Origin of the sequence: Streptomyces sp. GESEQ-4 (assembly GCF_017948455.1) — a bacterium.
GTDB lineage: Bacteria > Actinomycetota > Actinomycetes > Streptomycetales > Streptomycetaceae > Streptomyces.
The window spans coordinates 142296-168519 of record NZ_JAFFSU010000006.1; the positions used below are offsets into that span (position 1 = coordinate 142296).

The following is a 26224-nucleotide window of genomic DNA, read 5'->3' on the forward strand; positions in this document are numbered from 1 at the left end:
AGAGATCCCGCCGCCGCACATCCGCCCCCCTCCTCCCCCCTCGGACACCGACCCCAACTCGCTCACAGGCACCACCTAATATCAACGCGATGAAGAGCCGGGCGCAGGACGCGACCCGCGGCACGCGGTGGACCACGCGGATCGCGGCGCTCTGCCCTGCCGCCGCCGTACCGCTCTCCGTACTGCTCTCCGCGCTCGTGCTCTGCCTGGGCCTCGTGACGCCCGGTCAGAGCGCCCCGGCCGACGACGCCTCCACGATCTCCGTGTCCACCACCGCGATGGGCTCCCCTGCCGGGCAACCCCTCGCGGCGCCCGTCGCGCACGCCTCCGACTGCCCCTACGGCGACATGTGCTGCCACCGGGCCGTCGACGCCGTACGAGCCGTGCTCGCCGCTCCCGTCCATCCCCTCCCGGCGGTCCTCCCCCGCTCGCCGGACCTGCCCCGGCCGCCGGACACCGCCCCGCGCATCGCCGGGCCCACGCCGGCCTGTCGCGCTCCCGATCTCCACGTCCTCCAGGTGCAGCGGACGTAGACGAACACCCAGGGCCCGGTACGCACGTGTGCGCACCGGCCCGGCGGCGTACGTCCAACCACCCCTGCATGCACCGCCGTTCGGCGGGGACGAGGAACGCACAGCCATGAGCAGAACCAGCAAGAAGGCCGCCGCCCAGGCACGGCGGGCGCGAATAGAGGAGATGCGCCGCGCCGACCAGGCCCGCGAGCGCCGTAACCGGATCATCACCATCACGCTCAGCACGGTCATCGTCGCCGGACTGGTCGGCTGGGGCGGGTACGCCCTCAACAAGGCCGACGAGAAGGACGAGCAGCAGGCCGCCGCGGCGAAGAAGCCCGTACGCGGCGAGCAGACCTGGGCGAAGAAGGAGCTCACGCAGAAGCACGTCGAGGGCACCGTCGACTACCCGATGGACCCACCCGTCGGCGGCGATCACCATCAGGCCTGGATGACCTGCGACGGCACGGTCTACACCAAGCCCGTCCCGAACGAGAACGCCGTGCACTCCCTGGAGCACGGCGCGGTCTGGGTGACGTACAACGACAAAGCCGCCGACGCCGACATCAAGACGCTCGGCGACAAGGTCTCCCGGACGCCTTACACCCTGATGAGCCCGAACGACGACCAGTCCGGGCCCATCATGCTGTCGGCCTGGGGCCGCCAGCTCAGTGTGGACAAGGCGTCCGACCCGAGGGTGGAGCAGTTCTTCACCAAGTACGTCCAGGGTGCGCAGACCCCTGAGCCGGGCGCCGCCTGCTCCGGGGGCCTGACCGGGGCGTGAGGGCTGATCGCAGCCCAGTTCATACCGTTTCATGCCAGTTCATGCCGGTTCGTAGACACACCCCCGTCTACGGACCGGCAGTCGGCCCTGTGCCCCGCAGTTCCCGGACGGTCCCGCCGATCTTGTCCCGGAACCGCTCCAGCATCTCCGGCTTCGCACTGACGACCCAGCGCTCACCGACCAGGTACTTGCCGCCGTAGACCGCGGCGGAGTCCAGCCAGACCTGGGTGTACTTCTCCTCGGGGAAGGTGGTGATGAGGTACTCGGCCTCCTTCGTGCGGCACACCCCCTCGCGCAGTTGGTCCGCCTCGACGCGGATCTTGGGCTTGCACCCGGTCAGGGAGGCGATCACCTCGACCTTCGCCGGAGCCTCGACACCGGCCGCCGGAGCGGCCGACATCTCCGAAGGCTTCACGTCCGCCGACGCCTCACCTTCATTACCACCGCACGCTGCGACCAAAGGAAGAAGGACCAGACTCACGACCGGCGCGGCAGCGCGCAACAGACGGGCGATGCTTCCTCGCGCGGGCCACCGTGACTCCTCAGGCAGATGTGGCACGAACCTCTCCGTCTCCGTACTGCTCAGACCTACGAGAAGAGGTACGGGTGTCCGCCGACGACTGTTCACCGGGCTGCCTCCCTCAACAGGTCAGCGGCAAGCTGGAGGGGGCTGTCTGGGCGCCCAGGTCAGGCAGGCGACCGCGGTTGCGTAGGCGGCGGCTGCCGAGGAGGCCAAGGTGAGGGCCGTTCGATCGGCTCGGTCACCATGGCCTGCGATCGGTGGGGACCGGCCTTGTGGAGGCGGTCCTGGTGATCAGGCTCGTACGTCTCGCTGCTGAAGTTCCTTGAGCACTCCGGCGACCGTCGCGAAGTCGTTGTCCACATGGAGGACGGTGTGCCCGTGGTGGACCGCGGTCGCACACACCAACAGGTCGATCGCCCCTGCAGCACGATGCTCACCCTGTTGTGTCAGCTTGTACTGGGCGGTGTCGACCCAACGCCAGCCATTCTTCGGAACGGGAGAGAGCAGGCAGAGTGCGTCCAGCTCCTCCGCGAGCTCGTCCCGGTGAGTCGGACTGGTTGCCGAGACGGGTGGGGCGTTGGGGCGACCGACACGTCGGACAACGCGAGCGGCGCATGCACCTCATACCCGTGATCATGGCGTCCGTCGGCATCGCCATCACGGCCATGGTGCTGCTCGACGCGCCTGCTCAGATGACCGCCCTGGTGGTGGCGATGCTGGCTACGCTCGGGGCGATCCTGCCGGTGACGGCATTCTGGAAGATCAGCGTGCATACCTCGGTCTCGGCCGGAGCCGTCGCGATCCTGGCGGCCGGCATCAACCCCTGGTGGGCGGCGGCCTTCCCGCTGGTCGCGCTCATCGGCTGGTCGCGGGTTGCTTTGCGCGACCACACGCTCGGCCAGGTGGTGGCCGGCGCGGCGCTTGGCACCCTCGTCGCCAGCGGAGTCTTCGCGTGGTTGACCTGAAAGTCCGTCGGCGTCCGACACGCCACGAAGAGAGCCGGAACGCCCCGACAGGGGATCACGCGCCGGCGGAAAGTCCTCGCCCGAAAGACCGGTCAAGGGCGATGCGCGTGAGCCAGCCGAGGCCGGCGGTGAACAGCGGTGGCCAGACGATCGGCCCGAGCGCGTAGCCGATCAGTACCACCAGCGGGATCCACACGCGGTGTACCGCTTGGTGGAGTGGGCCCGGCGGGCGGACCCCAGCCAGCCGAGCCAGGTCAGGCAGAGCGAAGAACACCAGCGCGGCAGCCGTGGTCGGCAAGCCGTACTTGACGCTCTCGAAAACCGCGAACGCAGCCAGGAACAGGGTGAACGCCCCCCAGCTGCTCTTCCTGACCCAACCGCCGGCACCGTGTCGGCTGCCGACCCCCGTGATGCGCTGCGACACATCGCCATGAGCGCGTTCGCTTGTCACGCCCACAGCGTAGGCCAGTTGAGGACTGGGCGGCCCAACTACCAGACTCGCACGGTGAGCTGTACCAGGTTCCCCGGCGCTGCTCGCGGCCCGCGGTCTCGTTCCACCAGGTCCCGACGCCCTGGTCCCCGGGGGCCCACACCGGGTTTCCCCCGACGTTCCCCCGACCGAGTGCAAAACGTACGAAACAACGAGCTGCGGCCCCTGAAGCAGGTCCAGGGGCCGCAGTCTTGATCTACGTGACCCGGATTCCCACAGGCCACATCGTTTCTGCGCGAAGTGTGTGAGGTGGGGCGGGTGGGACTCGAACCCACGGCCGACGGATTATGAGTCCGCTGCTCTAACCGGCTGAGCTACCGCCCCATAGCGGCGTGTCGCGCACATTTGTGCGCGCCGTCTGCCGCAGCATAGCCGCTCATACGATCTCCTGCCTCGGATGGTCGACTTCGCACGCCCATGAGGACTTAGGCCTGGCCTGGGCGGTTCCACCGGACATGAAAAAGGACCCCAACGGGGTCCTCTTCAGGGGCTCTCCCGACTGGACTCGAACCAGTAACCTGCCGGTTAACAGCCGGCTGCTCTGCCAATTGAGCTACGGAAGATCGAAGCTCCCCCGACTGGACTCGAACCAGTAACCTGCCGGTTAACAGCCGGCTGCTCTGCCAATTGAGCTACGGAGGATCGCCTCGTTGCATCGAACGTACCTCCCTGGGTATTCGCCAGGGGGCGCGCGCTCGCTGCGACACATACATTAGCGCAAGCAGGGGGGTGCTCCGCCAATCGGTTCCCCCCGGCCCGACGCCGACACCAGGGACTCGTCAAGGAAGGGTGGCCACCATGCGCTACCGGCTCACGTTCGTCGCCGGACTCGCTCTTGGTTACGTGCTGGGCACACGGGCCGGGCGCGAGCGCTACGAGCAGCTGAAGAAGTCCGCCCAGCAGATCTCCCAGAACCCCGCCGTCCGCAACACCGCCGAATCGGCCGCCCAACAGGGCCGCCAGTTCGCCGGCAAGGCCTACCACACGGTCACCGAGAAGGTCCACGTCCCCGACTCAGTAGCCGAACGGGTCCGCGCCCTCCGCGACCGCAACACCAACGGCGCAGTAGAGGACGACTGGGGCACCAGCAACACATGAACCCCGAGTACCTGGATGCCCTCAAGGGGCGCGGGGAACTGCGCGACCAGCCACAACGCACCCACACCAGCAAGACCACCGGCACCCCTACGGCGCCGATGGCCACACCCAGTGGAACGGTGCGGCAGAATTTTGTGTCATGGGGATAGTCGCCGGGCTGGACAGTGCGCCCGATTTCACTCGCATCGTCGTCTGCGACGCGGACACCGGAGCCGTGCTCCGGCAGGGGTACGCCCCGCATCCGATCGAAGGTGCCGAAGGCGGATCGCGGCCGTCCGATGTCGATCCGCAGGCCTGGCTGCTGTCCCTCGGTGAGGCGGCCGGGGGTGGTCTCCTCGAAGGTGTGCAGGCCATCGGCGTGTCCGCGCAGCAGAACGCGCTGGTGCCGCTGGACCCGCAGGGCAACACCGTGCGGCCGGCGATGGTCGGCGGTGACAAGCGGGCGCAGGTCGCGGCGGCCGATCTGATCGACGCGCTCGGCGGGCGTGAGGCGTGGGCGCAGGCGGTGGGGTGTGTGCCGCAGGCCGCTCAGCCCGTGACCAAGCTGCGGTGGCTGGCGAAGACCGAGCCGGAGAACGCCGTACGAACCGCTGTGCTGATGCAGGCGCACGACTGGCTGGTGTGGCAGTTGCTGGGGCGGCCGGTGCGGAGGACGACCGATCGCGGTGGGGCTTCCGGGACGGGGTACTGGTCCGCGGCCACCGGGGCCTACCGGGGTGATCTCGTCGAGCTGGCGCTCGGGCATCAGGCGATGCTGCCCGAGGTGATCGGGCCGTCGGACGCGGGCGGTACGACGCCGGAGGGGCTGCTGATCTCCGCCGGGACCGGCGAGACGATGGCCGCCGCTTTCGGGCTGGGGATCGGGCTCGGCGATGCCGTCGTGTCGCTGGGCGCGTCCGGGTCGGTGATGGCCGTGCACCCCGAGGCGCTCGTCGACCAGACCGGGATGATCACCTCGCTGGCCGACGCGACCGGCATGCACTTGCCGGTCGTCACCACCCTGAACGCCGTACGGACCCTGCGCGGCACCGCCGAGCTGCTCGGGCTGCCCGACCTGGAGAGCCTGTCCGACCTGGCGATGAAGTCGACGCCGGGCGCCCATGGACTCGTGCTCCTCCCCTATTTGGAGGGTGAGCGGACGCCGAGTCTGCCGCACACCGCGGGGACGCTCGCGGGGCTCAGGCGGGAGTCGATGAAGGCGGAGCATCTGGCGCGGGCGGCCTTCGAGGGGATGCTGTGCGGGCTGGCGGACGCGCTGGACGTGCTGCGGGGGCGGGGTGTGGAGGTGCGGCGGGTGTTCCTGCTCGGAGCCGCTGCCGAACTGCCCGCCGTGCAGGCCGCGGCGCCTTCGCTGTTCGGGGCGCAGGTCGTCGTGCCGCAGCCCGCGGACTACGGGGCGATCGGTGCGGCCCGGCAGGCGGCGTGGGCGCTCGGCACGTCGCAGGGCTACCTCGACCCGCGTACCCCGCCGGCCTGGCAGGGACCGGCCGCGCAGGTCCTGGAGCCCGGCGAGGAACTGGCGGTGGGACAGGCGGTGCGGCAGCAGTTCGTGTCGGTGCGGGAGCAGACGCATCCCGGGGCGTTCCGGATGTGAGTCCGGCCTTGCGGAACGTAAGAGACCGGTAGGAGTCGGGCGCTGTCCGTACCCATTCCGTACCCATAAGGCCGTACGAAGCACTGCTGACGGCTTAATCGGTTGAGGTAACGCGGGTGGAGTGTCCGACGATAGGGGCCAAGGGCAACCACCGCCCCCACCGCCGACTCCGAGAGACGTAGCGTGCTCATACGACTTCTGCGGACCTATCTCAGGCCCTACAGAAAACCCATCGCTGTGCTGGTGCTGCTGCAGTTCCTGCAGACCTGCGCCACCCTCTACCTGCCCACGCTGAACGCCGACATCATCGACAACGGTGTCGTGAACGGCGACACCGGCTACATCCTTTCCTACGGCGCCCTGATGATCGGCATCTCGCTGGTGCAGGTCGTCTGCAACATCGGTGCCGTGTACTACGGCGCCCGTACGGCGGCGGCGCTCGGCCGCGACATCCGGGGTGCCGTCTTCGACCGGGTGCAGTCCTTCTCCGCCCGTGAGGTCGGTCACTTCGGGGCGCCCACGCTGATCACGCGGACGACCAATGACGTCCAGCAGGTGCAGATGCTGGCGCTGATGACCTTCACGCTGCTCGTGTCGGCGCCGATCATGTGCGTGGGCGGCATCGTGCTGGCGCTGGGCCTGGATGTGCCACTGTCCGGGGTGCTGGTCGCGGTGGTGCCGGTGCTGGGCATCTGTGTGACGTTGATCGTGCGGCGGCTGCGGCCGCTGTTCCGGACGATGCAGGAGCGGCTGGACACCGTGAACCGGGTGCTGCGCGAGCAGATCACCGGCAACCGGGTGATCCGCGCCTTCGTCCGCGACGAGTACGAGCAGCAGCGCTTCCGGCACGCGAACGCCGAGCTGACCGAGATGTCCCTGGCCACCGGCAAGCTGCTGGCGCTGATGTTCCCGATGGTGATGACGGTGGTGAACCTGTCGTCGATCGCGGTGGTGTGGTTCGGCGCGCATCGCATCGACAGCGGTGGGATGGAGATCGGCGATCTGACGGCGTTCCTCGCCTATCTGATGCAGATCGTGATGTCCGTGATGATGGCCACCTTCATGTTCATGATGGTGCCGCGCGCGGAGGTCTGCGCCGAGCGCATCCAGGAGGTGCTGGACACGTCCTCATCGGTGGTTCCGCCGACCGCGCCCGTGGTCAAACTGCTTCGGCACGGGCATCTGGAGATGCGCGGGGCCGGGTTCCGCTACCCGGGTGCCGAGGAGCCGGTGCTGAAGGCCGTCGACCTGGTGGCCCGGCCCGGTGAGACGACCGCCGTGATCGGCTCGACCGGCAGCGGCAAGTCCACGCTGCTGGGGCTGGTGCCGCGGCTGTTCGACGCGACCGACGGGGAGGTGCTCGTCGACGGCGTCGCGGTGGCCTCCCTCGAACCGAAGCTGCTGGCGAAGACGGTCGGGCTCGTCCCGCAGAAGCCGTATCTCTTCGCGGGTACGGTGGCGACCAATCTGCGGTACGGCAATCCGGACGCGACGGACGAGGAGCTGTGGCACGCGCTGGAGGTGGCGCAGGCCAAGGAGTTCGTGGAGCGGCTCGAAGGCGGGCTCGACTCGCCGATCGCGCAGGGCGGCACGAACGTATCCGGTGGTCAGCGGCAGCGGCTCGCGATCGCCCGCACGCTGGTCCAGCGGCCGGAGATCTATCTCTTCGACGACTCCTTCTCCGCGCTCGACTACGCGACCGACGCGGCGCTGCGTGCCGCGCTCGCCCAGGAGACCGCCGAGGCGACCGTCGTGATCGTCGCCCAGCGGGTGGCCACCATCCGGGACGCGGACCGGATCGTCGTACTCGACGAAGGGCGGGTGGTCGGGACGGGCCGGCACCACGAGCTGATGGCGGGCAACGAGACCTATCGGGAGATCGTGCTCTCCCAGCTGACGGAAGCGGAGGCTGCGTGATGGCCGGGCCTGCGGGGCGGATGATGGCCGGGACGGGACCCGAGCACCGCTCGATGGACTTCAAGGGGTCGGGCAAACGACTCGTCGCCCAGTTCAGACCCGAGCGGCTGACGATCTGCGCGCTGCTGCTGTGCGTGCTGGTGAGCGTGGGCCTGTCGGTGGTCGGGCCGAAGATCCTCGGTCATGCGACCGACCTGGTCTTCGCGGGCATCGTCGGGCGGCAGTTCGAGGCCGGGTCCACCAAGGAGCAGGTGCTCGACGCCATGCGGGAGCGGGGTGACGGCTCGGTCGCCGACATGCTCCGCAGCACGGACTTCACGCCGGGTCAGGGCGTCGACTTCGATGCGGTCGGCTCCGTACTGCTGCTCGCGCTGGGCGTGTTCGTGGTGGCGGGGCTGCTGATGCTGGTGGCGACGCGGCTGGTGAACCGTTCCGTGAACCGGACGATGTACCGGATGCGGGAGGACGTGCAGACGAAGCTGTCGCGGCTGCCGCTGTCGTATTTCGACAAGCGGCAGCGCGGTGAGGTGCTGTCCCGTGCCACCAACGACATCGACAACATCGGGCAGACGCTGCAGCAGTCGATGGGGCAGCTCATCAACTCCGTGCTCACGATCATCGGTGTGCTCGCGATGATGTTCTGGGTGTCGTGGATCCTGGCGCTGGTGGCGCTGGTGACCGTGCCGCTGTCGTTCGTCGTCGCCACCCGGGTCGGGAAGCGGTCGCAGCCGCACTTCGTGCAGCAGTGGCGGTCCACCGGGAAGCTCAACGCGCACGTCGAGGAGATGTACACCGGGCACGCGCTGGTGAAGGTGTTCGGGCGGCAGGACGAGTCGGCGCGGCAGTTCGCCGAGCAGAACGACGCGTTGTACGAGGCCGGGTTCAAGGCGCAGTTCAACAGCGGGATCATGCAGCCGCTGATGATGTTCGTGTCGAACATCAACTATGTGCTGGTCGCTGTGGTCGGTGGCCTGCGGGTCGCGTCGGGCGCGCTGTCCATCGGTGACGTGCAGGCCTTCATCCAGTACTCCCGGCAGTTCTCCATGCCGCTCACGCAGGTCGCGTCGATGGCGAACCTCGTGCAGTCCGGGGTCGCGTCGTCCGAGCGGGTCTTCGAAGTCCTCGACGCCGAGGAGCAGGAGGCCGATCCGATGCCGGGCGAGCGGCCGGAGGAGCTGCGCGGGCGGGTGGCGCTGGAGCATGTGTCGTTCCGGTACGACCCCGAGAAGCCGCTCATCGAGGATCTGTCGCTGAAGGTCGAACCCGGGCACACGGTCGCGATCGTTGGGCCGACCGGTGCGGGCAAGACCACCCTCGTCAATCTGCTCATGCGGTTCTACGAGGTCTCCGGCGGGCGGATCACCCTCGACGGCGTCGACATCGCCCGGATGTCCCGGGACGAACTGCGTGCCGGAATCGGCATGGTGCTCCAGGACACCTGGCTGTTCGGCGGGACCATCGCCGAGAACATCGCGTACGGGGCGTCCAGGGACGTCACCCGAGGCGAGATCGAGGAGGCGGCGCGGGCTGCGCACGCGGACCGGTTCGTGCGGACGCTGCCGGACGGGTACGACACCGTGATCGACGACGAGGGGACCGGGGTCAGCGCGGGTGAGAAGCAGCTGATCACCATCGCGCGGGCGTTTCTGTCCGATCCGGTGATCCTGGTGCTGGACGAGGCGACGAGTTCTGTGGACACGCGGACCGAGGTGCTGATCCAGAAGGCGATGGCGAAGCTGGCGCACGGTCGTACGTCGTTCGTCATCGCGCATCGGCTGTCGACGATTCGGGATGCCGACACGATTCTGGTGATGGAGAACGGGGCGATCGTGGAACAGGGGGCGCACGGGGAGTTGCTGGCGGCCGACGGGGCTTATGCGCGGCTGTACAAGGCGCAGTTCGCGCAGGCGGTGGCTGAGGTGGACTGAGCGGGTGCGGGGGGGGTGGGGGCTGGGGCGGGGGCGTGGCGCAGCCCGGCGCGACGGGGTGCCGCCTGCGCCCACCCGTGCCGCCCCAGCGGCACGACTGCCCGCAGCTCAGCTAGTCGAGGTAGCCCCTCAGCTGGTCCGCGAAGGCGTGGTCGCGCAGTTTGTTCAGGGTCTTCGACTCGATCTGGCGGATTCGTTCCCGCGTCACGCCGAAGATGCGGCCTATCTCCTCCAGCGTGCGGGGGCGGCCGTCTGCCAGGCCGTAGCGGAGTTGGACGACTTTGCGTTCGCGTTCGCCGAGGGTGGAGAGGACCGCCTCGAGGTGCTCTCGGAGGAGGAGGAACGCTGCTGATTCCACCGGGCTTGCGGCGTCGCCGTCCTCTATGAGGTCGCCCAGGGCTACGTCGTCCTCCTCGCCCACGGGGGCGTGCAGCGACACGGGCTCCTGGGCCAGGCGCAGGACCTCGCTGACGCGCTCGGGTGGGAGGTCGAGGTGGGCGGCGACCTCTTCGGGGGTGGGTTCGTAGCCGCGTTCCTGGAGCATGCGGCGCTGGACGCGGACCACCCGGTTGATCAACTCGACCACGTGGACCGGGACTCGGATCGTGCGGGCCTGGTCGGCGAGGGCTCGGGACATGGCCTGGCGGATCCACCAGGTGGCGTACGTGGAGAACTTGTAGCCGCGGGCGTAGTCGAACTTCTCCACCGCGCGGATGAGTCCGAGGTTGCCCTCCTGGACGAGGTCGAGCATGGTCAGCCCGCGGCCGACGTACCGTTTCGCGACGGACACGACGAGCCGCAGGTTCGCCTCGATGAGGCGGCGCTTGGCCATCCGCCCCATGACGACGAGTTTGTCGAGGTCGAGGGCGAGCTGGCTGTCCAAGTCGGAGGCGCCGGCGAGCTTCTCCTCGGCGAACAGGCCGGCCTCGACACGGCGGGCGAGGTCGACCTCCTCGGCCGCCGTGAGCAGGGGGATGCGGCCGATCTCGCGGAGGTACTGGCGGAACAGGTCCGAGGACGGGCCGCTGGTGTCGGCGCGGCGCGGGGGTTCCACCGGCTCGGGTTCCGCCTCTTCGACGGGCGGTTCCGCCGCTTCCTGCGGGGCCTCCGGCTCCGCCTCGGGATGGTGCACGACACGGCCCTGCGGCGGAACAGCGACGAGCACGTCGGTCTCCGCTTCCGGCTCCGTGATGTCGGTCTGGGTCAGGGTCTGGGTCTGCACGGGGGCGACCTCCAGGATGATCGCTGCTGAGGTGTGCGGCAGCGCTGCTTCGGGAGCGGAGTCGGCGGCCACGCCGCTGTCCGTCCCGTACGCGATGAGCGGAACCGCGGGGGTGTGGGATCCGTTGGGGACGGATCGGCCGCGCTCCGAGGACTCAGGCACCGGAACCCAGTGTGGAGTACGACACATCGCCGCCACGAGGGGCGTGCGGTGACTTTTTGAGTCCGGTCCGTGACCGCGTGGTTACCCCTGCGAAAAACCCGGGTGCTCGTTCGCGCCCTGATCTGCGACGACCCGAGGGCGTCCGGTTCCTTGTGGGACCGGCCGGTGCCCTCTTGCCGGGTTCCCCGTCATATGCCGGGGAACCAGCCAGGGGGCAAGAGGAACCGGAAGCGGGCTAGAGCGCCGCCACTCCCCGCTCCCGCAGCGCCTGCCCGTACTGCTGGAGCACCCACAACTCGTTCTGTACGGCCGCCAGTTGGGCCGGGTCACCGCCGTTGGTGAGGCGGGTGAGGGTGCCCTGGATCTCCTGGATGCGGCGGTCCACGGCGCGGCGGCGGACCATGACGAGCTGATCGCCGGCGTAGATCTCGTCGACGGTGCGGCGCATGATCGCCTCCACCGCCAGCTCCGTCACCATCGCGCGGACCTGGTCGTCGGGGGCGGCCTCGCGGACGCGGACCAGGTACTCCTGCGGGTCCTGGATGCCGTACTCCGCGCCGCCCGCGTCCATGACGGCCTGGCGTACGGCGGCGTAGGGCGGGGCGGTGAACTCGTCGACGCCGTATGCGTCGAAGGCCGGGGAGACCAACTCGGGGCGTTGGAGGGCGAGTTTCAGGAGCTCGCGTTCGGTGGCGTATACCGGGTTGCGGAGGTTCAGGGCCGGGCCGGAGGGGGCGCGGACCATGTCGTACTGCTGCGTGTGGCGCTGCTGGGCGGGGGCCGGGCCCTTGCCGCCGCGGTCCCTGGCCCAGCGCGCCAGCTGGGCGACCCGCTTGACCACGAACTGGGTGTCGAGGATGCCGAGCATGCCCGCGAGCTGGACGGCGACCTCGTGCTGGGCGCCGGTGTTCTTGATGCGGGCGACGATCGGCGCCGACTCGTCCAGCGCCGAGGCGCGGCCCGCGGGGGTGTCGAGGTCGTAGCGGCTGACGATCTGGCGGAGCGCGAACTCGAAGAGCGGCGTGCGGGGTTCGACCAGGTCGGCCACCGCCTCGTCGCCCTTGGCCAGGCGCAGCTCGCAGGGGTCCATGCCGTCGGGCGCGATCGCGATGTACGTCTCGGCGGCGAACTTCTGGTCGTCCTCGAAGGCGCGCAGGGCCGCCTTCTGACCGGCCGCGTCGCCGTCGAAGGTGAAGATCACGCGGGCCGAGCCGTTGTCCATCAGGAGGCGGCGGAGGATCTTGATGTGCTCGCCGCCGAAGGCCGTGCCGCAGGTGGCGATGGCGGTGGTGACGCCGGCGAGGTGGCAGGCCATGACGTCCGTGTAGCCCTCGACTACGACCGCGCGGCTGGCCTTGGCGATGTGCTGCTTCGCGAGGTCGACGCCGTACAGGACCTGGGACTTCTTGTAGATCGCCGTGTCGGGGGTGTTGAGGTACTTGGGGCCGTTGTCGGACTCGTACAGCTTGCGGGCGCCGAAGCCGACGACGTCGCCGGCGATGTCGCGGATCGGCCACATCAGCCGGCCGCGGAAGCGGTCGATGGGGCCGCGGCGGCCCTCCTGGGCGAGGCCGGACAGGAGCAGCTCCTTGTCGGAGAAGCCCTTGCCGCGGAGGTAGCGGGTGAGGTGGTCCCAGCCCTGGGGGCTGTAGCCGACGGAGAAGTGCTCGGCGGCGGACTGGTCGAAGCCCCGCTCGGCGAGGAACTTGCGGCCGGTGTCGGCCTCCGGGCTGGTGGCCAGCTGCTCCACATACCACTGCGCGGCGATCTTGTGCGCCTCGACCAGGCGGATGCGTTCGCCGCGCTGGTGGGAGGGGTTGTACCCGCCCTCCTCGTACCGCAGGGTGATGCCGGCCTGGCCGGCCAGGCGCTCGACCACCTCGGAGAAGGAGAGGTGATCGACCTTCATCACGAACGTGATGGTGTCGCCGCCCTCCTGGCAGCCGAAGCAGTGGAAGAGCCCCTTGCTCGGGCTGACCTGGAAGGACGGTGACTTCTCGTCGTGGAACGGGCAGAGGCCCTTCAGGTTGCCGCCGCCCGCGGGGCGCAGCTGGAGGTACTCGGACACGACGGCGTCGATCGGGACCGCGTCCCGAACCGCCTTCACGTCCTCGTCGTTGATCCGTCCTGCCACGCGGTGATTCTACGGGGCAGAACTGACACTCTGGGGCGCGGTGACCGACCCCCGGCCGGGGGTCCGGGGGTTGTCCCCCGGGAATTGCAGCACGGGGGCGGACCGACATTCCTGACTGCTGCCGTCGGCTACGGGATGAGGCTGTCGAGTGGTACGTGCGGGTCCGCGAGCGCCTCTGTGTCCACGCGTGCCGCGGAACGAATCAGCTGCTGGATCGGGTCTGTGACGTCCCACACATTCACGTTCATCCCGGCCAGCACGCGGTTCTCCTTCACCCAGAAGGCGATGAACTCACGCTTTCCGGCGTCCCCCCGGATCACCACTTCGTCGTACGTGCCCGGGGGCGCCCAGCCGGAGTACTCCATGCCGAGGTCGTACTGGTCGGAGAAGAAATAGGGCACGCGGTCGTAGGTGCCGTCCCGGCCGAGCATCGCGCGAGCCGCCGCCGGGCCGCCGTTGAGGGCGTTGGCCCAGTGCTCGACGCGTACGCGGGTGCCGAACAGGGCGTGCGGGAACGCGGCGACGTCGCCGGCCGCATAGATATCGGGGTCGGAGGTGCGCAGCTGTTCGTCGACCAGCACGCCGCCGCCGTACGCGCGCTCGGCGATTTCCAGCCCGGCCGACTCCGCGAGGGCGATGCGCGGGGCCGCGCCGATCGCCGCGAGGACGTCGTGCGCGGGGTGTTCCTCGCCGTCGTCGGTGCGGGCGGCCAGGACCATGCCGTCCTGGCCGATGATCTCCGTCAGCCGCACGCCGAAGTGGAAGCGGACACCGTGCTCGCGGTGCAGCTCGGCGAAGACGTTGCCGAGTTCGGGCCCGAGGACGCCGTGCAGCGGGGTCGGCCCCGGCTCGACGACCGTGACCTCCGCGCCGTACTCCCGGGCCGCCGCCGCGACCTCCAGGCCGATCCAGCCGGCGCCGGCGATGACGAGGTGGCCGTTGTCGCGGCCCAGGGAGGCCAGGACGCCCTTGAGGCGTTCGGCGTGGGCGAGGCGGCGCAGGTGGTGGACGCCCGCGAGGTCCGTGCCGGGGACGTCCAGGCGGCGGGGTTCGGCACCGGTCGCAAGCAGCAGCTTGTCGTAGCGGACAACGGTGCCGTCCTCGCCGAAGCGGACCGTCTTGGCCGTACGGTCGATGGCGTCGACGGTCTGGCCGAGGTGCAGCTCGATGTCGTTGCGGGCGTACCAGGCGGGCTCGTGCACGAAGACGCTGTCGCGCTCCTCCTTGCCGAGCAGATAGCCCTTGGAGAGGGGCGGGCGCTCGTACGGGTGATCGCGTTCGTCGCAGATCAGTATCACGCGGCCGGTGAAGCCCTCCGCTCGGAGTGTCTCGGCCGCCTTCGCGCCGGCGAGACCGCCTCCGACGATGACGAATGTCTGATCCGCGTCGACCACTTGATGCCTCCTCGTAAGGATGTCGCCACATGCGAGCGTCCCGCACGCAGCGTGATGGGGGAAGAGGGAGTGGCCCGATCAGGCCACGGAGGGTCACATTCGGGCTTGATTCACCTCACTGCCGTCCCGTGCGCCTCTGGTGCAACGACCGCGCCGACGCGTCCGTGAGCGACGCGATCTGGTCGACGATCACGCGTTTACGGGCGCGGTCGTCGGACGCCCGGTCGAACAGCGCGCGGAACTGGGGGTCGAGTCCGTCGGGCGCGCGGGTGGTGAGCGCGTCGGCGAGTTCCGCGACGACGATGCGCTGGTCGGCGCGGAGACGTTCCTGTTCGGCGCGCTGCATGACGTACCGGTCGGCGACGGCCTTCAGGACGGCGCATTCGAGGCGGACCTCGCGCGGTACGACGAGTTCGGCGTCGTATCTCGTCAGGCGGCCGGTGCCGTACGCCGCGCGCGTGGCGGCCTCCGCGCCCAGGCAGAAGCGGCCGATGAGCTGGCTGGTGGCATCCTTGAGGCGGGCCTGGGCCACGGCCGTGCCGTCGTAGCCGTGCGGCCACCAGTCCTCGTCCAGGAGACGGTCGAGGGCCTCGGCGAGTTCGGCGGGGTCGGTGTCCGGGGGGACGTAGCGGCCGATGGCGACCGCGAAGACCGCCTGCCGTTCAGGTTCGGCGTGCAGACAGTTGGGGTCGATGTGGCCGGCGTGCAGGCCGTCCTCGACGTCGTGCACGGAGTAGGCCACGTCGTCGGACCAGTCCATGACCTGGGCCTCGAAGCAGGTGCGGGTGCCGGGGGCGTCCTTGCGGACCCACTCGAAGACCGGGCGGTCGTCGTCGTAGACGCCGAACTTCCGGGACTTGGGGTCGGTGGGGTGGGCGCCGCGGGGCCAGGGGTACTTGGTGGCCGCGTCGAGGGCGGCTCGGGTGAGGTTGAGGCCGACGGAGCCTTCGGGGGTGAACCGTTTGGGCTCGATGCGGGTGAGGAGCCTCAGGGACTGGGCGTTGCCCTCGAAGCCGCCGCAGTCTTCCGCGAACTCGTTGAGGGCCTGTTCGCCGTTGTGGCCGAACGGGGGGTGGCCGAGGTCGTGGGAGAGGCAGGCGGCTTCGACCAGGTCGGGGTCGCAGCCGAGGGCTGCGCCCAGTTCCCGGCCTACCTGGGCGCACTCCAGGGAGTGCGTGAGCCTGGTGCGGGGGCTGGCGTCCCAGACTGAGGAGCTGCCCGGCGTGACGACCTGGGTTTTTCCCGCGAGCCTTCTGAGCGCGGCGGAGTGCAGGATGCGGGCGCGGTCGCGCTGGAAGGCGGTTCGGCCGGGGCGTTTGTCCGGTTCGAGGGCCCAGCGTTCGGTTGACTGCAGGTCGTACGGCATGACTCGACAGTAATCGCCGGTGGTGGCGAACGGTGTGCGCCTTTGCGTCTGCCGAGTCCGGTTAGCTGGCGAGTGCGGGTTGTGGGTGGCTGGTCGCGCAGTTCCCCGCGCCCCTGACGTACGTCCGCTCGTCCTGCGTTTTCAGTGACTCGTCGTAGCGGTGCAGGACCAAGCGGGCCATCGCCGGGTGAGTGCCCAGGGGGGCCGACGCTATCCAGGGGGCCGCCTCCGCGCACTGGGTCGCGAAGTAGCCGGGGGCCGTGAAATAGCTCGCTACGGCCACCCTGCGGCAGCCTCGGGCCGTAAGCGCCTGTACGGCTTCCTCGACCGTGGGCTTCGCTGCCGACGCGTACGCGGGGATCACCGGTACGCCCAGGCGGTCGGCCAGCAACTGGGCCGTGCGGCCTGTGTCTGTTGCCGCGTCTGGGTCGCGGGAGCCTGCGGCGGCCAGGACGACTCCGGTCTTTTCCGTGCCCTTGCGCCGCCAGCCCGCCTCGGTCAGGCGGTCGTGGAGGGCGTCCACGAGGAGGGGGTGGGGTCCGAGGGCGGGGGCGACGCGGGTGCGGGCCGGGGCCGCGGCGGCCATGTCGGGGATGTCGCGCTTGACGTGGTAGCCGCGGCTGAGGAGGAGCGGTACGAGGACGGCTTCGGAGGTGCCGAGGGCGGCGAGGGTGTCCGGGAGCAGGGGCTCGTTCAGCTCGATGTGGCCGAGTCGGACGGGCAGGCCGGGGCGCAGTTCGCGGACGCGGTCGACGAGGGCGGTGACCGTGCGCAGGGTGCGCGGGTCGCGGCTGCCGTGGGCCACGAGGACCAGGGCGGGCGGCTCCGGGCGTCGCCTGCCGTCGCGGGAGACGAGGCTGAGCTGGTCGGCGAGCTGGCTGGTGATCCGGTTCATGATGTGCGCCGTACTGTCGAGGTGGGCCCCGTGCGGGAGGGTCGCGGACTCGTCGTGGAGGTTTTTCGACGCCGTCATGAACCGATGGTGACGGCGGGAGGTTGCCGCCCCGTTGCATGGGCGTCACGGGTCTTTTCGCGGGGTTCACGGTGGGGGGCATGGGGTGTGTGAGGTGGCCTGACCTGCGGTTTCGGTGGGGTGAGTGAAGCTGGTCACATGGGCGGGACCGAACCGGAACGGCTGTACGGGACGTCTGTCACTGTCGAGAACCCACCAGGGAGGGACCGTGAAGGTGCGCAGACCCCGTCTGCCGCGTAGCCGTACCGGGCAGCGGTGGCTGGTGCAGGCCGTGATGCTCGGGTGTGTGCTGGCGCTGCTTCCGGCGACCTGGATGTACGTGGTGGCCGGCGACCGGCTGCGGACCACGGCGGACGTGCCCCGCACCGAGGTCGCGGTCGTCTTCGGCGCGGGTCTGTGGGACGGCGAGCCGTCGCCGTATCTCGCGCACCGGCTCGACGCGGCGGCCGAGCTGTACCGCGAGGGCCGTATCGAGGTCGTCCTCGTCACTGGCGACAACAGCCGCGAGGACTATGACGAGCCCGACGCGATGCGCACCTATCTGACCCGGCGGGGCGTGCCGGACGCGCGCATCGTGAGCGACTACGCGGGGTTCGACACCTGGGACTCCTGTGTCCGCGCGAAGAAGATCTTCGGGGTGGACGAGGCCGTGCTGATCAGCCAGGGCTTCCATATCCGGCGGGCGGTCGCGCTGTGCGAGGAGGCGGGGGTGTCGTCGTACGGCGTCGGGGTGGCCGACGTGCACGACGCGACCTGGTACTACGGCGGCGTCCGGGAGCTGATCGCCGCCGGGAAGGCCGCCGTGGACGCCGTGTTCGAGCCGGACCCCCGGTTCCTCGGACCGCGGGAACCGGGGGTGGCTCGGGCGCTCGCTAGCGCCCGGTGAAGTGCGGGGCGCGTTTCTCCAGGAACGCGCTCATGCCCTCCTTCTGGTCGGCCGTCGCGAACAAGGCGTGGAACACCCGGCGTTCGAAGCGGATGCCGTCGCGCAGGCCGGTTTCCAGGGCCTGGTTCACGCATTCACGGGCCGCGGTGACCGCCGCGCGGCCGTACGAGGCGATGGTCGCCGCCGCTTCGAGGGCCTCCGGCAGGACCTGGTCGTCGGATACGACGCGGGAGACGAGACCGCAGCGTCCAGCCTCCCGTGCGTCCATGGTGCGACCGGTGAGGATCAGGTCCATCGCCGTGGCCTTGCCGACCAGCCGGGTCAGCCGCTGGGTGCCGCCGATGCCCGGGATCACCCCGAGCTTGATCTCCGGCTGGCCGAACACCGCCGACTCGCCCGCGATGACGAGGTCGCACATCATCGCCAGCTCACAACCACCGCCCAGGGCATGCCCGTTGACGGCGGCGATCTTCGGCGTACGGAGGTCGGCGAACTCCTCCCACGCCGCGAAGTAGTCCTCCGCCGCCATCTCCGCGGCCGACTTCCCCGCCATCTCCTTGATGTCGGCGCCGGCGGCGAACACACTCTCCGAGCCGGTGACGACGAAGCAGCCGACCTCGGGGTCCGCGTCCAAGGGGCGCAGGGTGTCGAGGAGTTCGGTCAGCAGCTCGGTGTTCAGTGCGTTGAGCACGCGCGGCCGGTGCAGTCGGACCGTCACCACCCGGCCGTGCTGTTCGACTTTCAGGTTTCTCATACGGAATCCCTTCGAGGGTTACGAGTCCCAGATCGCGCCGTACGCCGGAATCCCGCGCCGCTCCAGCCCGTGGACGACCTGCCAGGTGAGCTTCTTGTTGGAGATGCAGATCACCGCCTCGGCGCCGAAGTCGCGGTACGCGGCGTACGCGAGGCGCACCATGTCGGGCTTGCCGTGCCGGGAGGTGTCCCAGATGACGGCCTCGGGCTGGACGGCGAGGATCTCGTCGGCGAGGGCGTCGCCGTAGGTCGTGCGGGGGTCGCGGGTCGCCCAGACCAGGCGGGAGGGGACCTCGGCGGCGAGGAGATGGGGCAGGCAGGGGCCGATGCCGCTGCCGGTCGCGACGTAGATCACCTTCTTGAACAGGACCTCGATGTTGGCGACGCCGGCCGTGGTGATGCCCTTCACCCACACCTTGGGCGGCAGGTCGTCGATGAACGAGCCCGTCCAGTCGCCGGCCCGCGAGATGGTGAGCCGGAAGCCGGGCTCGCCGGGGGCCGGGACGTTGGCGAAGGAGTGCCATTCCCGTAGCGGGCTGCGGCTGATCGCGGTCGAGGAGCCCGCGAAGGGGGTCTCGCCGTGGTCGAAGCGGGCCAGTACGACGTGGCGCGAGGGGCGTTCGAGACGGACGGCGACCTTGCGGAGCCGTAGCCAGGGCAGGGCGACGCTGAAGGTGACGACCGTGAGGACGGTGACGGGTATCGGCCCCGGCGTCGACATGAGCGTGTGCGTCCAGAAGAGGGCCAGGGCCGTCCAGCCGCCGAAGCGGTGGATCTTCTCGAAGTGGTCGTGATGGCGGGAGCGGAAGGGCGGCAGGGCGGTGGCGACGATGACGGTGAGGAGGGCGATCAGGGTCCAGCTCACGGTCCTGAGCGCCGTACTGGCCGGCCCCTGGGTCGTGCTGATCGTGAGCGCCAGGAACCAGCCGGTCCCCGCCAGCGCCCCGCCCGCGTGCAGTCCGCCGAAGTGGTACACCTTCCCCAGCGTCCAGCGGATCTTCAGGGGCCAGTGCGTCGGCGCCCAGGTCGCCAGCCGGAAGAAGAGGTTGATGACGTACTGCTGTCGTACGACGACGGCGAGCGCGAGGTTGGCGAGGGCCGCGTGGCCGAAAGTCTCGGTCGACAGGGGCCAACGGGCGTACAGGAAGACGAGGTTGGCCAGGATCACCAGGGCCGCGAGCCTGTTGTAGTGCATCAGGCGTGGGTGCTTGAGCAGGCGGCGAGGGCCCGACAGAAGCGGGGGCAGCTCGGTGGTGTCCTGCCGTGTCCGCGGAGGTGAGGTGGTCATCGGGCCACCGCCATCCGCTCTTCGGCCATCCGCAGCAGCGCCGTTTTGTCGATCTTGCCGCGGTCGGTCTCCGGGAGGACGGGCAGGGGCAGGACCTCGTCGGGCACGCAGTAGTACGGCAGGGCGTCGGCGACGGCGCCGCGGGCGGTGCCCGGGTCGACGTCGGCGGGGCAGACGAAGGAGACCAGCGTGCGGGCGTCCCGCTTCAGGGTCACCGCGCGCCGGCAGCCCGGCACCGACTCCAGCACCGAGGACACCGAGTCGAGCTCGACGCGGAAGCCGCGCACCTTGACCTGGTCGTCGGTGCGGCCGAGGTGTTCCAGTTCGCCGTCCGAGGTCCAGCGGCCGAGGTCGCGGGTGCGGAACATACGGCGGCCACCGCCGAGGAAGGGGTCGGGGGCGTATCTCTCGGCGTTGAGCCGGTCGTCGCCGAGGTATCCCGCCGAGACGCAGTCACCGCCCGCCCACATCTCGCCGATCTCGCCGATGGGCAGCGGGCGGCGGGCGGCGTCGAGGACGTAGACCGTGTTGTTGGGGGTGGGCCGGCCGATGGTGAGGAGCGGGTCGGCCGGGTCGTGGCGGCGCATCGTGTTGACGATGGTCGTCTCGGTGGGGCCGCAGCAGTTGTGGAAGGCGGCGCGGGCGGCCCAGGCGTCGGCGAGCGGACGGGGGCAGGGTTCGCCCGCCACCGCGACCGTGCGGACGCGCGGGCAGGCTGCCGGGTCGATGCCGGACAGGACGGTCGGCGTGGCGATCAGGACGTCGGCCGTACGGGCCGCCGCCGCGATGTCCTTGCCGCGGATCGCGAGGGTGCCTCCGTGGGCGAGGCAGCCGAGGATCTCCCAGGCGGCCATGTCGAAGGCGATGTTGAGGAGCTGGGCGACCCGGTCGCCGGGACGGATGCCCAGGTCACCGGGGGCGGTGAGGAGGATGTTGGCGACGTTGCGGTGGGTGACCTTCACGCCGTTGGGTCGGCCGGTGGTGCCGGAGGTGAACAGGACGTAGCAGCCGTCGTCGGGGCTGATGTGCGGGCGGGGGGCGATCGCAGGGGGCAGCGGGCTGTCCAGGGCGATCACGCGCGGGCCCCGCGGAATACGGGCCGCGTGTTCCGCGACGGTGAGGATGACGCGGGTGCGGGCGGTGCGGACGACGTGGGCGAGCTGGACGGGGGGCGCGAGAGCGATGTCCTGGGGGACGTAGGCGGCGCCCGCCTTCAGGATGCCGAGCAGTCCGACGAGCATCGGGAGCGAGCGGCGTACGAAGAGGCCGACGTGGTCGCCGGGCCGTACGCCCTCGCGGACCAGACGGGCGGCGAGCGCGTCGGCCTGGCGGTCCAGCTCGCCGTAGGTGATCAGCGCGCCCTGGTGTTCGGCGGCGACGGCGTGCGGGGTGGCCGCGGCGTGCCGTTCGACGGCGCGGTGGACGAGGGGGTCCGGGACGGGAACCGTGGGACCGCGACCGTATTGCCGGAAAAGGTGCTGGTCACGAGGGGTCAAATGGCGCAGGGGCATGACTCGGAGACCTCCTGGCTGTTTCGCTTGACGGGCTGTTTCGATGGCGGTTACTGCCTTGCCGGATCCGGGATGAGCGGCGGGCATGCCCGGTATGTCGAACGCCGTACGGAGTCGCGCGAAGGCCCGACTGTAGGGGCCTTTACTCCAACACTCAACAACCTGCGATCGGCCAACTACAGTACGGAACGAGCCACATGTGGCGCCTTTCACACCAAGGGCACCTTGCGCACCGTCCGGCGGCGTCTCAGAGGCGGGCTGCCGTGCGCCTCACGTCGGTCCGGTGGCGGCGGGGAGGTCGCCGTCCCGGCCGTGTAACAAAGAGCCGACCCGACCCGTAACAAGGACGAAGCATGCTGAATGACATGCAGAACTCCGCGACGCCCACGCACTGCCCGTACTGCGCCCTGCAGTGCGGGATGAATCTGACGCCGGCCCCGGACGGGACCGTCGAGGTGACCGAGCGCGCGGACTTCCCGGTGAACCGGGGTGCGCTGTGCGGCAAGGGCCGTACGGCGCCGGCGGTGCTCTCGTCCCGGGTGCGTCTGACCTCCCCGTTGGTGCGCTCCGAGGGCAAGCTCGTGCCCGCCTCCTGGGACGAGGCACTGGACCGGATCGCCGAGGGGCTGTCCCGCACGCGCACGGAGCATGGCCCGGACGCGTGCGGGGTCTTCGGCGGCGGCGGACTGACGAACGAGAAGGCGTACACGCTCGGCAAGTTCGCGCGGGTGGTGCTGGGCACCTCCCAGATCGACTACAACGGGCGCTTCTGCATGTCCTCGGCGGCAGCCGCCGGGATGAAGGCGTTCGGCCTCGACCGCGGCCTCCCCTTCCCCCTGGAGGACATCCCGAAGACGGGCTGCGTGATCCTCGTCGGCTCGAACCTCGCGGAGACGATGCCGCCCGCGCTCCGCTTCTTCAGCGAGCTGCGCGAGAACGGCGGCACGCTGATCGTCATCGACCCGCGCCGCACGAAGACCGCCGAGCAGGCGGACCTGCATCTGGCGCCCCGCCCCGGCACCGACCTCGCGCTCGCCCTGGGCCTCCTCCACCTGGTCGTCGCCGAGGGCCGGGTGGACGAGGAGTACGTGCGTGAGCGCACGGTTGGCTGGGAGGAGGCGCGGGCTGCCGCGATGGCGCACTGGCCGGAGTACGTGGAGCGGATCACCGGCGTCGATGTGCCCCAACTCCGCGAGGCTGTACGGATGTTCTGCGAGCCCGAGGCCGCGATGGTGCTGACCGCGCGCGGGCCCGAGCAGCAGTCCAAGGGCACCGACACGGTGGGCGCGTGGATCAACCTGTGCCTGGCGACCGGCCGTGCGGGCCGCCCGCTGTCCGGCTACGGCTGTCTGACCGGACAGGGCAACGGACAGGGCGGGCGCGAACACGGCCAGAAGGCCGACCAGTTGCCCGGCTACCGCAAGCTGACCGACCCGGCGGCGCGACAGCATGTGGCCGAGGTGTGGGGCGTGGACCCGGACTCGCTGCCGGGTCCGGGGCGCAGTGCGTACGAGCTGCTGGACGCGCTGGGCACGGATATTCGGGCGCTGCTGCTGATGGCCTCCAACCCGGTGGTGTCGGCGCCGCGCGCCGCGCACATCGAGGAGCGGATCAAGTCCCTTGATTTCCTTGCGGTTTGTGACGTTGTACTGTCCGAGACCGCAGCCCTCGCCGATGTCGTCCTCCCGGTCACCCAGTGGGCGGAGGAGACGGGCACGACCACCAACCTCGAGGGCAGGGTGTTGTTGCGCCGGCAGGCGATCACCCCGCCCGACGGCATCCGCAGCGACCTCGACGTCATGCACGAACTGGCCGACCGGCTCGGGGTGGAGAAGGGTTTCCCGACCGACCCCGAGGAGGTCTTCGAGGAGCTGCGCCGGGCGAGCACGGGCGGCCCCGCGGACTACTCCGGCATCACCTACCGCAGGCTGATCGAGGAGAACGGGGTGTTCTGGCCGTGCCCGACCCCGGCGGAAAGTTCTGACGCCGGTGACCATCCCGGCACCCCCCGCCTCTTCCTCGACCGCTTCGCCACCGAGGACGGCCGCGCCCGCTTCGTCGCCGTCTCGCACCGGGCGATCGCGGAGGAGCCGGACGACGAGTACCCGGTGCTCCTGACGACCGGCCGGGTCGTGGCCCAGTACCAGTCCGGCGCCCAGACGCGGCGCGTGGACGAGCTGAACGCCGCGGCGCCGGGGCCCTTCGTGGAACTGCATCCGCGGCTGGCCGAACGGCTCGGCGCCAACGAGGGCGACCCGTTGGCGGTCGTGTCCCGGCGGGGCAGGGCGGTGGCCCCCGCGCGCATCACGACCACGATCCGCCCGGACACGGTCTTCATGCCCTTCCACTGGCCGGGCGAGGGCCGCGCCAACACGCTGACGAACCCGGCGCTGGACCCGACGTCGCGGATGCCGGAGTTCAAGGCGTGTGCGGTTCGTCTGGAGACGGTGAAGCCGTAGTAGCCCGGTTCAGCGCCGGGCGGCCCGCCAGTCCCCGCCCTCGATGACCTTCCCGCGCGCCCGCAGTCGTACGGCGACTGCGGGCGCCGCGACGTACACCCAGGCGCGTACGACCGTCCCGTCCCCCTCCCGCGTCACGTCACGCGCGACGCGCTCGTAGAGGTTGCGCGGGTCGCCGGGGGTGTACTCCTCCAACTGGTCGAGGGTGGCGAGGAGTTCGCCGTACGCGTCGGGGCGCGCGGTGACGATTTCCCCGCATACGGCACCGGCTCCCGCATCCTCCACGGCGTACGGATATCCGGGCCCGGCGTAGAGCAGCCCGCCCGTGAGCCGGGCCGGCTCCTCGGCCTCGGTGCGGCCGCTCAGGAAGAGGTCGTGGTTGGGCTCGCCGGGGCGGAGGGTGCCGTAGACGAAGAACGGAAGTCTCGCGGATCTCACAGAAACGATTCTCTCTCCTCACACATCTCCTCAGCAGCGCCATGGACATGGCAGGTCAGCGGCCCCTTGAATCGCAGGACCGCAGAAACGATCACGCCTCCGTCCCCACGCGCCCGTCCCCATGCGCCCGCCCCAGGCGCCTCCCTGAGGAGACTCATGAGCCGTATACGCATACGGACCCGGACCATCCGGGGTTCCCGTCTCACCGCGGCCGGCACGGCGGCGACCGCAGCCGCTCTGCTGGCCGCCGCCCTCTCCCCCACGGCGGACGCCACCGACAAACCGACCCGCGCAACCGCTGTCGAGAACGCGGCAGCGGCGCTCGCCGAGCACGCGACGTCGCTGGGTCTCACGCCGGCGACGGACACGAAGGTGCGGGACGTGATCGTCGATTCGGACGGCACGCAGCACGTCCGCTATGACCGGACGTACCGTCACCTCCCGGTGTTGGGCGGCGACTTCGTCGTGCACCTGGCTCCGGACGGGGCGTACCGAAGTGTCTCGCGGGCGACTCGGCAGGTGGTGGGGTTGTCGAGTGTGACACCCAAGTTGTCGGGCCCCCGTGCTGCCGACCTGGCGGCGAACGCGCTGCGGGCGGCCAACTTGGGCGAGACGCTTCACAAGTTGACGTCGAGGCCGGAGCTGGTCGTCGACGCCCTGCACGGCGCCCCGAAGCTGGCCTGGCGCACGGACGCGACGGCTCAGGACTCGCTCGGCAACCCGGTCGCCCGCACGGTGCTGACCGATGCCGTCACGGGTGAGCAGATCGACGCGTGGGATGTGTTGGAGACGGCGACGGGAGACGGGGAGTCGCTGTACGCGGGCACGGTCCCGCTGGAGACGACGGCGACGGGATCGACGTACGCACTCAAGGACCCGACGCGCGGAAACACGTACACCGGCGACGCGGCGAACAAGACCGACCTGTGCCTGCTGACCACGATCTGCCTCAGCCGCGCCCCCTCCACGGTGTTCACCGACACCGACAACCACTGGGGCACGGGCACGACGACCGACCGCGCGTCGGCGGCGGTGGACGCGCAGTACGGCACGGACGTCACCTGGGACTACTACGAGAACATGCACGGCCGTTCCGGCATCCGCGGCGACGGCGTGGGCTCGTACAACCGCGTGCACTACGGGACGCGGTACAACAACGCCTTCTGGGACGACAGTTGCTTCTGCATGACGTACGGGGACGGCGACGGGACGCAGCTCGGTCCGTTGGTGTCCTTGGATGTGGCCGGGCACGAGATGTCACACGGGGTGACGTCGGCGACGGCGGCGCTGACCTACTCGGGCGAGTCGGGCGGGCTGAACGAGGCGACGTCGGACATCTTCGGGACGCTGGTGGAGTTCTACGCGAGGAATGCGTCCGACCCCGGTGACTGGCTGATCGGCGAGAAGATCGTCCGGTCGGGGCTGGGGCGGGATGCGCTGAGGTACATGGACCGGCCGTCCAAGGACGGCAACTCGGCGGACTGCTGGAGCGCCGGGACCGGAAGGCTCGACGTCCACTACTCGTCGGGCGTCGGCAACCACTTCGCGTATCTGCTGGCGGAGGGGAGCGGGGCGAAGACGATCGGCGGGGTTGCTCATAACTCGCCTACGTGTGACGGGTCTTCGGTTGCGGGGATCGGGCGGGGGAAGTTGGGGGCGATCTGGTATCGGGCGCTGACGGTTTATATGACGTCGTCGACGGATTATGCGGGGGCTCGGGGGGCTACGTTGCGGGCGGCTGCGGATCTTTATGGGGCTGGGGGTGCTGAGCACGATGCCGTGGCTGCGGCTTGGGGGGCTGTGAACGTGGGGTGAGTTGAGTGTCGT

21 protein-coding genes, 3 tRNA genes and 1 pseudogene are annotated in these 26224 nt (G+C 70.1%); 10 read left to right on the top strand and 15 right to left on the bottom strand.

Going from position 1 to position 26224, the window contains the following annotated elements; genetic code table 11:
• Positions 1 to 89 precede the first annotated feature (89 nt).
• The gene (locus tag KCH48_RS14530) at positions 90 to 533 is read left to right on the top strand and encodes a hypothetical protein (protein ID WP_210574158.1); all 444 of its coding nucleotides are present in this window, start codon (positions 90 to 92) and stop codon (positions 531 to 533) included.
• Between the two features lie 106 nt (positions 534 to 639).
• Positions 640 to 1296: a DUF3105 domain-containing protein gene (locus KCH48_RS14535; protein WP_210574160.1), complete on the top strand. Its 657-nt coding sequence runs from the start codon at positions 640 to 642 to the stop codon at positions 1294 to 1296.
• 67 nt (positions 1297 to 1363) lie between these two features.
• On the opposite strand, the gene KCH48_RS14540 is transcribed toward KCH48_RS14535, so the two are convergent.
• Positions 1364 to 1711: a hypothetical protein gene (locus KCH48_RS14540; RefSeq protein ID WP_307840884.1), complete on the bottom strand. Its 348-nt coding sequence runs from the start codon at positions 1709 to 1711 to the stop codon at positions 1364 to 1366.
• Positions 1712 to 2110: 399 nt separating this feature from the next.
• Positions 2111 to 2383 (bottom strand): annotated as a pseudogene (locus tag KCH48_RS14545) (VapC toxin family PIN domain ribonuclease); the annotation flags it as partial.
• A gap of 71 nt (positions 2384 to 2454) precedes the next feature.
• On the opposite strand from KCH48_RS14545, the gene KCH48_RS14550 reads away from it, so the two are divergent.
• On the top strand, positions 2455 to 2784 hold the full coding sequence (locus KCH48_RS14550) for a phosphatase PAP2 family protein (RefSeq protein WP_246885293.1): 330 nt from the start codon (positions 2455 to 2457) through the stop codon (positions 2782 to 2784).
• 55 nt (positions 2785 to 2839) lie between these two features.
• Here the strand turns inward: KCH48_RS14550 and KCH48_RS14555 are convergent, their stop codons facing one another.
• The 4 genes from KCH48_RS14555 to KCH48_RS14570 all read right to left on the bottom strand — a co-directional run bounded on the left by KCH48_RS14555 (position 2840) and on the right by KCH48_RS14570 (position 3916).
• Positions 2840 to 3235 carry a DUF4260 domain-containing protein gene (locus tag KCH48_RS14555; RefSeq protein ID WP_246885294.1) on the bottom strand — a complete coding sequence of 132 codons (396 nt, stop codon included), beginning with the start codon at positions 3233 to 3235 and terminating at the stop codon, positions 2840 to 2842.
• A gap of 289 nt (positions 3236 to 3524) precedes the next feature.
• Positions 3525 to 3598, bottom strand: a tRNA-Ile gene (locus KCH48_RS14560).
• Positions 3599 to 3764: 166 nt separating this feature from the next.
• Positions 3765 to 3837: transfer RNA gene (locus tag KCH48_RS14565), tRNA-Asn, on the bottom strand.
• A gap of 6 nt (positions 3838 to 3843) precedes the next feature.
• Positions 3844 to 3916: transfer RNA gene (locus tag KCH48_RS14570), tRNA-Asn, on the bottom strand.
• Positions 3917 to 4072: 156 nt separating this feature from the next.
• Here KCH48_RS14570 and KCH48_RS14575 point away from each other — a divergent pair.
• The 4 genes from KCH48_RS14575 (at position 4073) to KCH48_RS14590 (ending at position 9811) form a co-directional block, all read left to right on the top strand.
• Positions 4073 to 4372: a YtxH domain-containing protein gene (locus KCH48_RS14575; RefSeq protein WP_210574173.1), complete on the top strand. Its 300-nt coding sequence runs from the start codon at positions 4073 to 4075 to the stop codon at positions 4370 to 4372.
• 139 nt (positions 4373 to 4511) lie between these two features.
• Positions 4512 to 5966, top strand: a complete 1455-nt coding sequence (locus tag KCH48_RS14580; protein WP_210574180.1) for an FGGY family carbohydrate kinase — start codon at positions 4512 to 4514, stop codon at positions 5964 to 5966.
• Between the two features lie 183 nt (positions 5967 to 6149).
• Positions 6150 to 7883, top strand: a complete 1734-nt coding sequence (locus KCH48_RS14585) for an ABC transporter ATP-binding protein (protein ID WP_210574183.1) — start codon at positions 6150 to 6152, stop codon at positions 7881 to 7883.
• On the top strand, positions 7883 to 9811 hold the full coding sequence (locus tag KCH48_RS14590) for an ABC transporter ATP-binding protein (RefSeq protein ID WP_210574575.1): 1929 nt from the start codon (positions 7883 to 7885) through the stop codon (positions 9809 to 9811). The genes KCH48_RS14585 and KCH48_RS14590 overlap by 1 nt, the downstream gene beginning before the upstream one ends.
• A gap of 112 nt (positions 9812 to 9923) precedes the next feature.
• Here KCH48_RS14590 and KCH48_RS14595 read toward each other — a convergent pair whose 3' ends face one another.
• The 5 genes from KCH48_RS14595 to KCH48_RS14615 form a co-directional block, all read right to left on the bottom strand.
• Positions 9924 to 11195: an RNA polymerase sigma factor gene (locus KCH48_RS14595; protein ID WP_210574184.1), complete on the bottom strand. Its 1272-nt coding sequence runs from the start codon at positions 11193 to 11195 to the stop codon at positions 9924 to 9926.
• A gap of 235 nt (positions 11196 to 11430) precedes the next feature.
• Positions 11431 to 13329, bottom strand: a complete 1899-nt coding sequence (dnaG, locus tag KCH48_RS14600; RefSeq protein WP_210574191.1) for a DNA primase — start codon at positions 13327 to 13329, stop codon at positions 11431 to 11433.
• A gap of 128 nt (positions 13330 to 13457) precedes the next feature.
• Positions 13458 to 14723 carry an NAD(P)/FAD-dependent oxidoreductase gene (locus KCH48_RS14605; protein ID WP_210574194.1) on the bottom strand — a complete coding sequence of 422 codons (1266 nt, stop codon included), beginning with the start codon at positions 14721 to 14723 and terminating at the stop codon, positions 13458 to 13460.
• 115 nt (positions 14724 to 14838) lie between these two features.
• Positions 14839 to 16089, bottom strand: coding sequence for a deoxyguanosinetriphosphate triphosphohydrolase (locus KCH48_RS14610; RefSeq protein ID WP_210574196.1), 1251 nt, complete (start codon positions 16087 to 16089; stop codon positions 14839 to 14841).
• A gap of 61 nt (positions 16090 to 16150) precedes the next feature.
• Positions 16151 to 17062, bottom strand: a complete 912-nt coding sequence (locus KCH48_RS14615) for a sirohydrochlorin chelatase (protein ID WP_210574198.1) — start codon at positions 17060 to 17062, stop codon at positions 16151 to 16153.
• A 214-nt stretch (positions 17063 to 17276) separates the two neighbouring features.
• Between KCH48_RS14615 and KCH48_RS14620 the strand changes: the two genes are divergently transcribed.
• Positions 17277 to 17948, top strand: a complete 672-nt coding sequence (locus tag KCH48_RS14620; RefSeq protein WP_210574200.1) for a vancomycin high temperature exclusion protein — start codon at positions 17277 to 17279, stop codon at positions 17946 to 17948.
• Here the strand turns inward: KCH48_RS14620 and KCH48_RS14625 are convergent.
• Genes KCH48_RS14625 through KCH48_RS14635 form a run of 3 tightly spaced genes read right to left on the bottom strand, consistent with a single transcriptional unit; the run spans position 17935 to position 21500 of the window.
• Positions 17935 to 18702 carry an enoyl-CoA hydratase-related protein gene (locus KCH48_RS14625; protein WP_210574202.1) on the bottom strand — a complete coding sequence of 256 codons (768 nt, stop codon included), beginning with the start codon at positions 18700 to 18702 and terminating at the stop codon, positions 17935 to 17937. The genes KCH48_RS14620 and KCH48_RS14625 overlap by 14 nt on opposite strands.
• An 18-nt stretch (positions 18703 to 18720) precedes the next feature.
• On the bottom strand, positions 18721 to 19989 hold the full coding sequence (locus tag KCH48_RS14630; RefSeq protein ID WP_210574205.1) for a hypothetical protein: 1269 nt from the start codon (positions 19987 to 19989) through the stop codon (positions 18721 to 18723).
• The gene (locus KCH48_RS14635) at positions 19986 to 21500 is read right to left on the bottom strand and encodes an amino acid adenylation domain-containing protein (RefSeq protein WP_210574207.1); all 1515 of its coding nucleotides are present in this window, start codon (positions 21498 to 21500) and stop codon (positions 19986 to 19988) included. Before KCH48_RS14635 ends, KCH48_RS14630 begins: the two co-directional genes overlap by 4 nt.
• Positions 21501 to 21865: 365 nt before the next feature.
• Between KCH48_RS14635 and KCH48_RS14640 the strand changes: the two genes are divergently transcribed.
• Positions 21866 to 23959 carry a molybdopterin oxidoreductase family protein gene (locus KCH48_RS14640; protein WP_210574577.1) on the top strand — a complete coding sequence of 698 codons (2094 nt, stop codon included), beginning with the start codon at positions 21866 to 21868 and terminating at the stop codon, positions 23957 to 23959.
• A 9-nt stretch (positions 23960 to 23968) separates the two neighbouring features.
• On the opposite strand, the gene KCH48_RS14645 is transcribed toward KCH48_RS14640, so the two are convergent.
• A complete protein-coding gene (locus tag KCH48_RS14645; protein WP_210574208.1) occupies positions 23969 to 24397 on the bottom strand; it encodes a gamma-glutamylcyclotransferase family protein in 429 nt (142 codons plus the stop codon).
• A gap of 156 nt (positions 24398 to 24553) precedes the next feature.
• On the opposite strand from KCH48_RS14645, the gene KCH48_RS14650 reads away from it, so the two are divergent.
• A complete protein-coding gene (locus KCH48_RS14650; protein ID WP_210574210.1) occupies positions 24554 to 26212 on the top strand; it encodes a M4 family metallopeptidase in 1659 nt (552 codons plus the stop codon).
• Positions 26213 to 26224: the final 12 nt, after the last annotated feature.

What these genes read in the sequence shown, in the direction of transcription:
- KCH48_RS14530 (WP_210574158.1), top strand. Translation starts at nt 90, where the DNA reads ATGAAGAGCCGGGCGCAGGACGCGACCCGCGGCACGCGGTGGACCACG.
- KCH48_RS14535 (WP_210574160.1), top strand. Translation starts at nt 640, where the DNA reads ATGAGCAGAACCAGCAAGAAGGCCGCCGCCCAGGCACGGCGGGCGCGA.
- KCH48_RS14550 (WP_246885293.1), top strand. Translation starts at nt 2,455, where the DNA reads ATGGCGTCCGTCGGCATCGCCATCACGGCCATGGTGCTGCTCGACGCG.
- KCH48_RS14575 (WP_210574173.1), top strand. Translation starts at nt 4,073, where the DNA reads ATGCGCTACCGGCTCACGTTCGTCGCCGGACTCGCTCTTGGTTACGTG.
- KCH48_RS14580 (WP_210574180.1), top strand. Translation starts at nt 4,512, where the DNA reads ATGGGGATAGTCGCCGGGCTGGACAGTGCGCCCGATTTCACTCGCATC.
- KCH48_RS14590 (WP_210574575.1), top strand. Translation starts at nt 7,883, where the DNA reads ATGGCCGGGCCTGCGGGGCGGATGATGGCCGGGACGGGACCCGAGCAC.
- KCH48_RS14610 (WP_210574196.1), bottom strand. Translation starts at nt 16,089, where the DNA reads ATGCCGTACGACCTGCAGTCAACCGAACGCTGGGCCCTCGAACCGGAC.
- KCH48_RS14615 (WP_210574198.1), bottom strand. Translation starts at nt 17,062, where the DNA reads ATGACGGCGTCGAAAAACCTCCACGACGAGTCCGCGACCCTCCCGCAC.
- KCH48_RS14625 (WP_210574202.1), bottom strand. Translation starts at nt 18,702, where the DNA reads ATGAGAAACCTGAAAGTCGAACAGCACGGCCGGGTGGTGACGGTCCGA.
- KCH48_RS14630 (WP_210574205.1), bottom strand. Translation starts at nt 19,989, where the DNA reads ATGACCACCTCACCTCCGCGGACACGGCAGGACACCACCGAGCTGCCC.
- KCH48_RS14635 (WP_210574207.1), bottom strand. Translation starts at nt 21,500, where the DNA reads ATGCCCCTGCGCCATTTGACCCCTCGTGACCAGCACCTTTTCCGGCAA.
- KCH48_RS14640 (WP_210574577.1), top strand. Translation starts at nt 21,866, where the DNA reads ATGCAGAACTCCGCGACGCCCACGCACTGCCCGTACTGCGCCCTGCAG.
- KCH48_RS14650 (WP_210574210.1), top strand. Translation starts at nt 24,554, where the DNA reads ATGAGCCGTATACGCATACGGACCCGGACCATCCGGGGTTCCCGTCTC.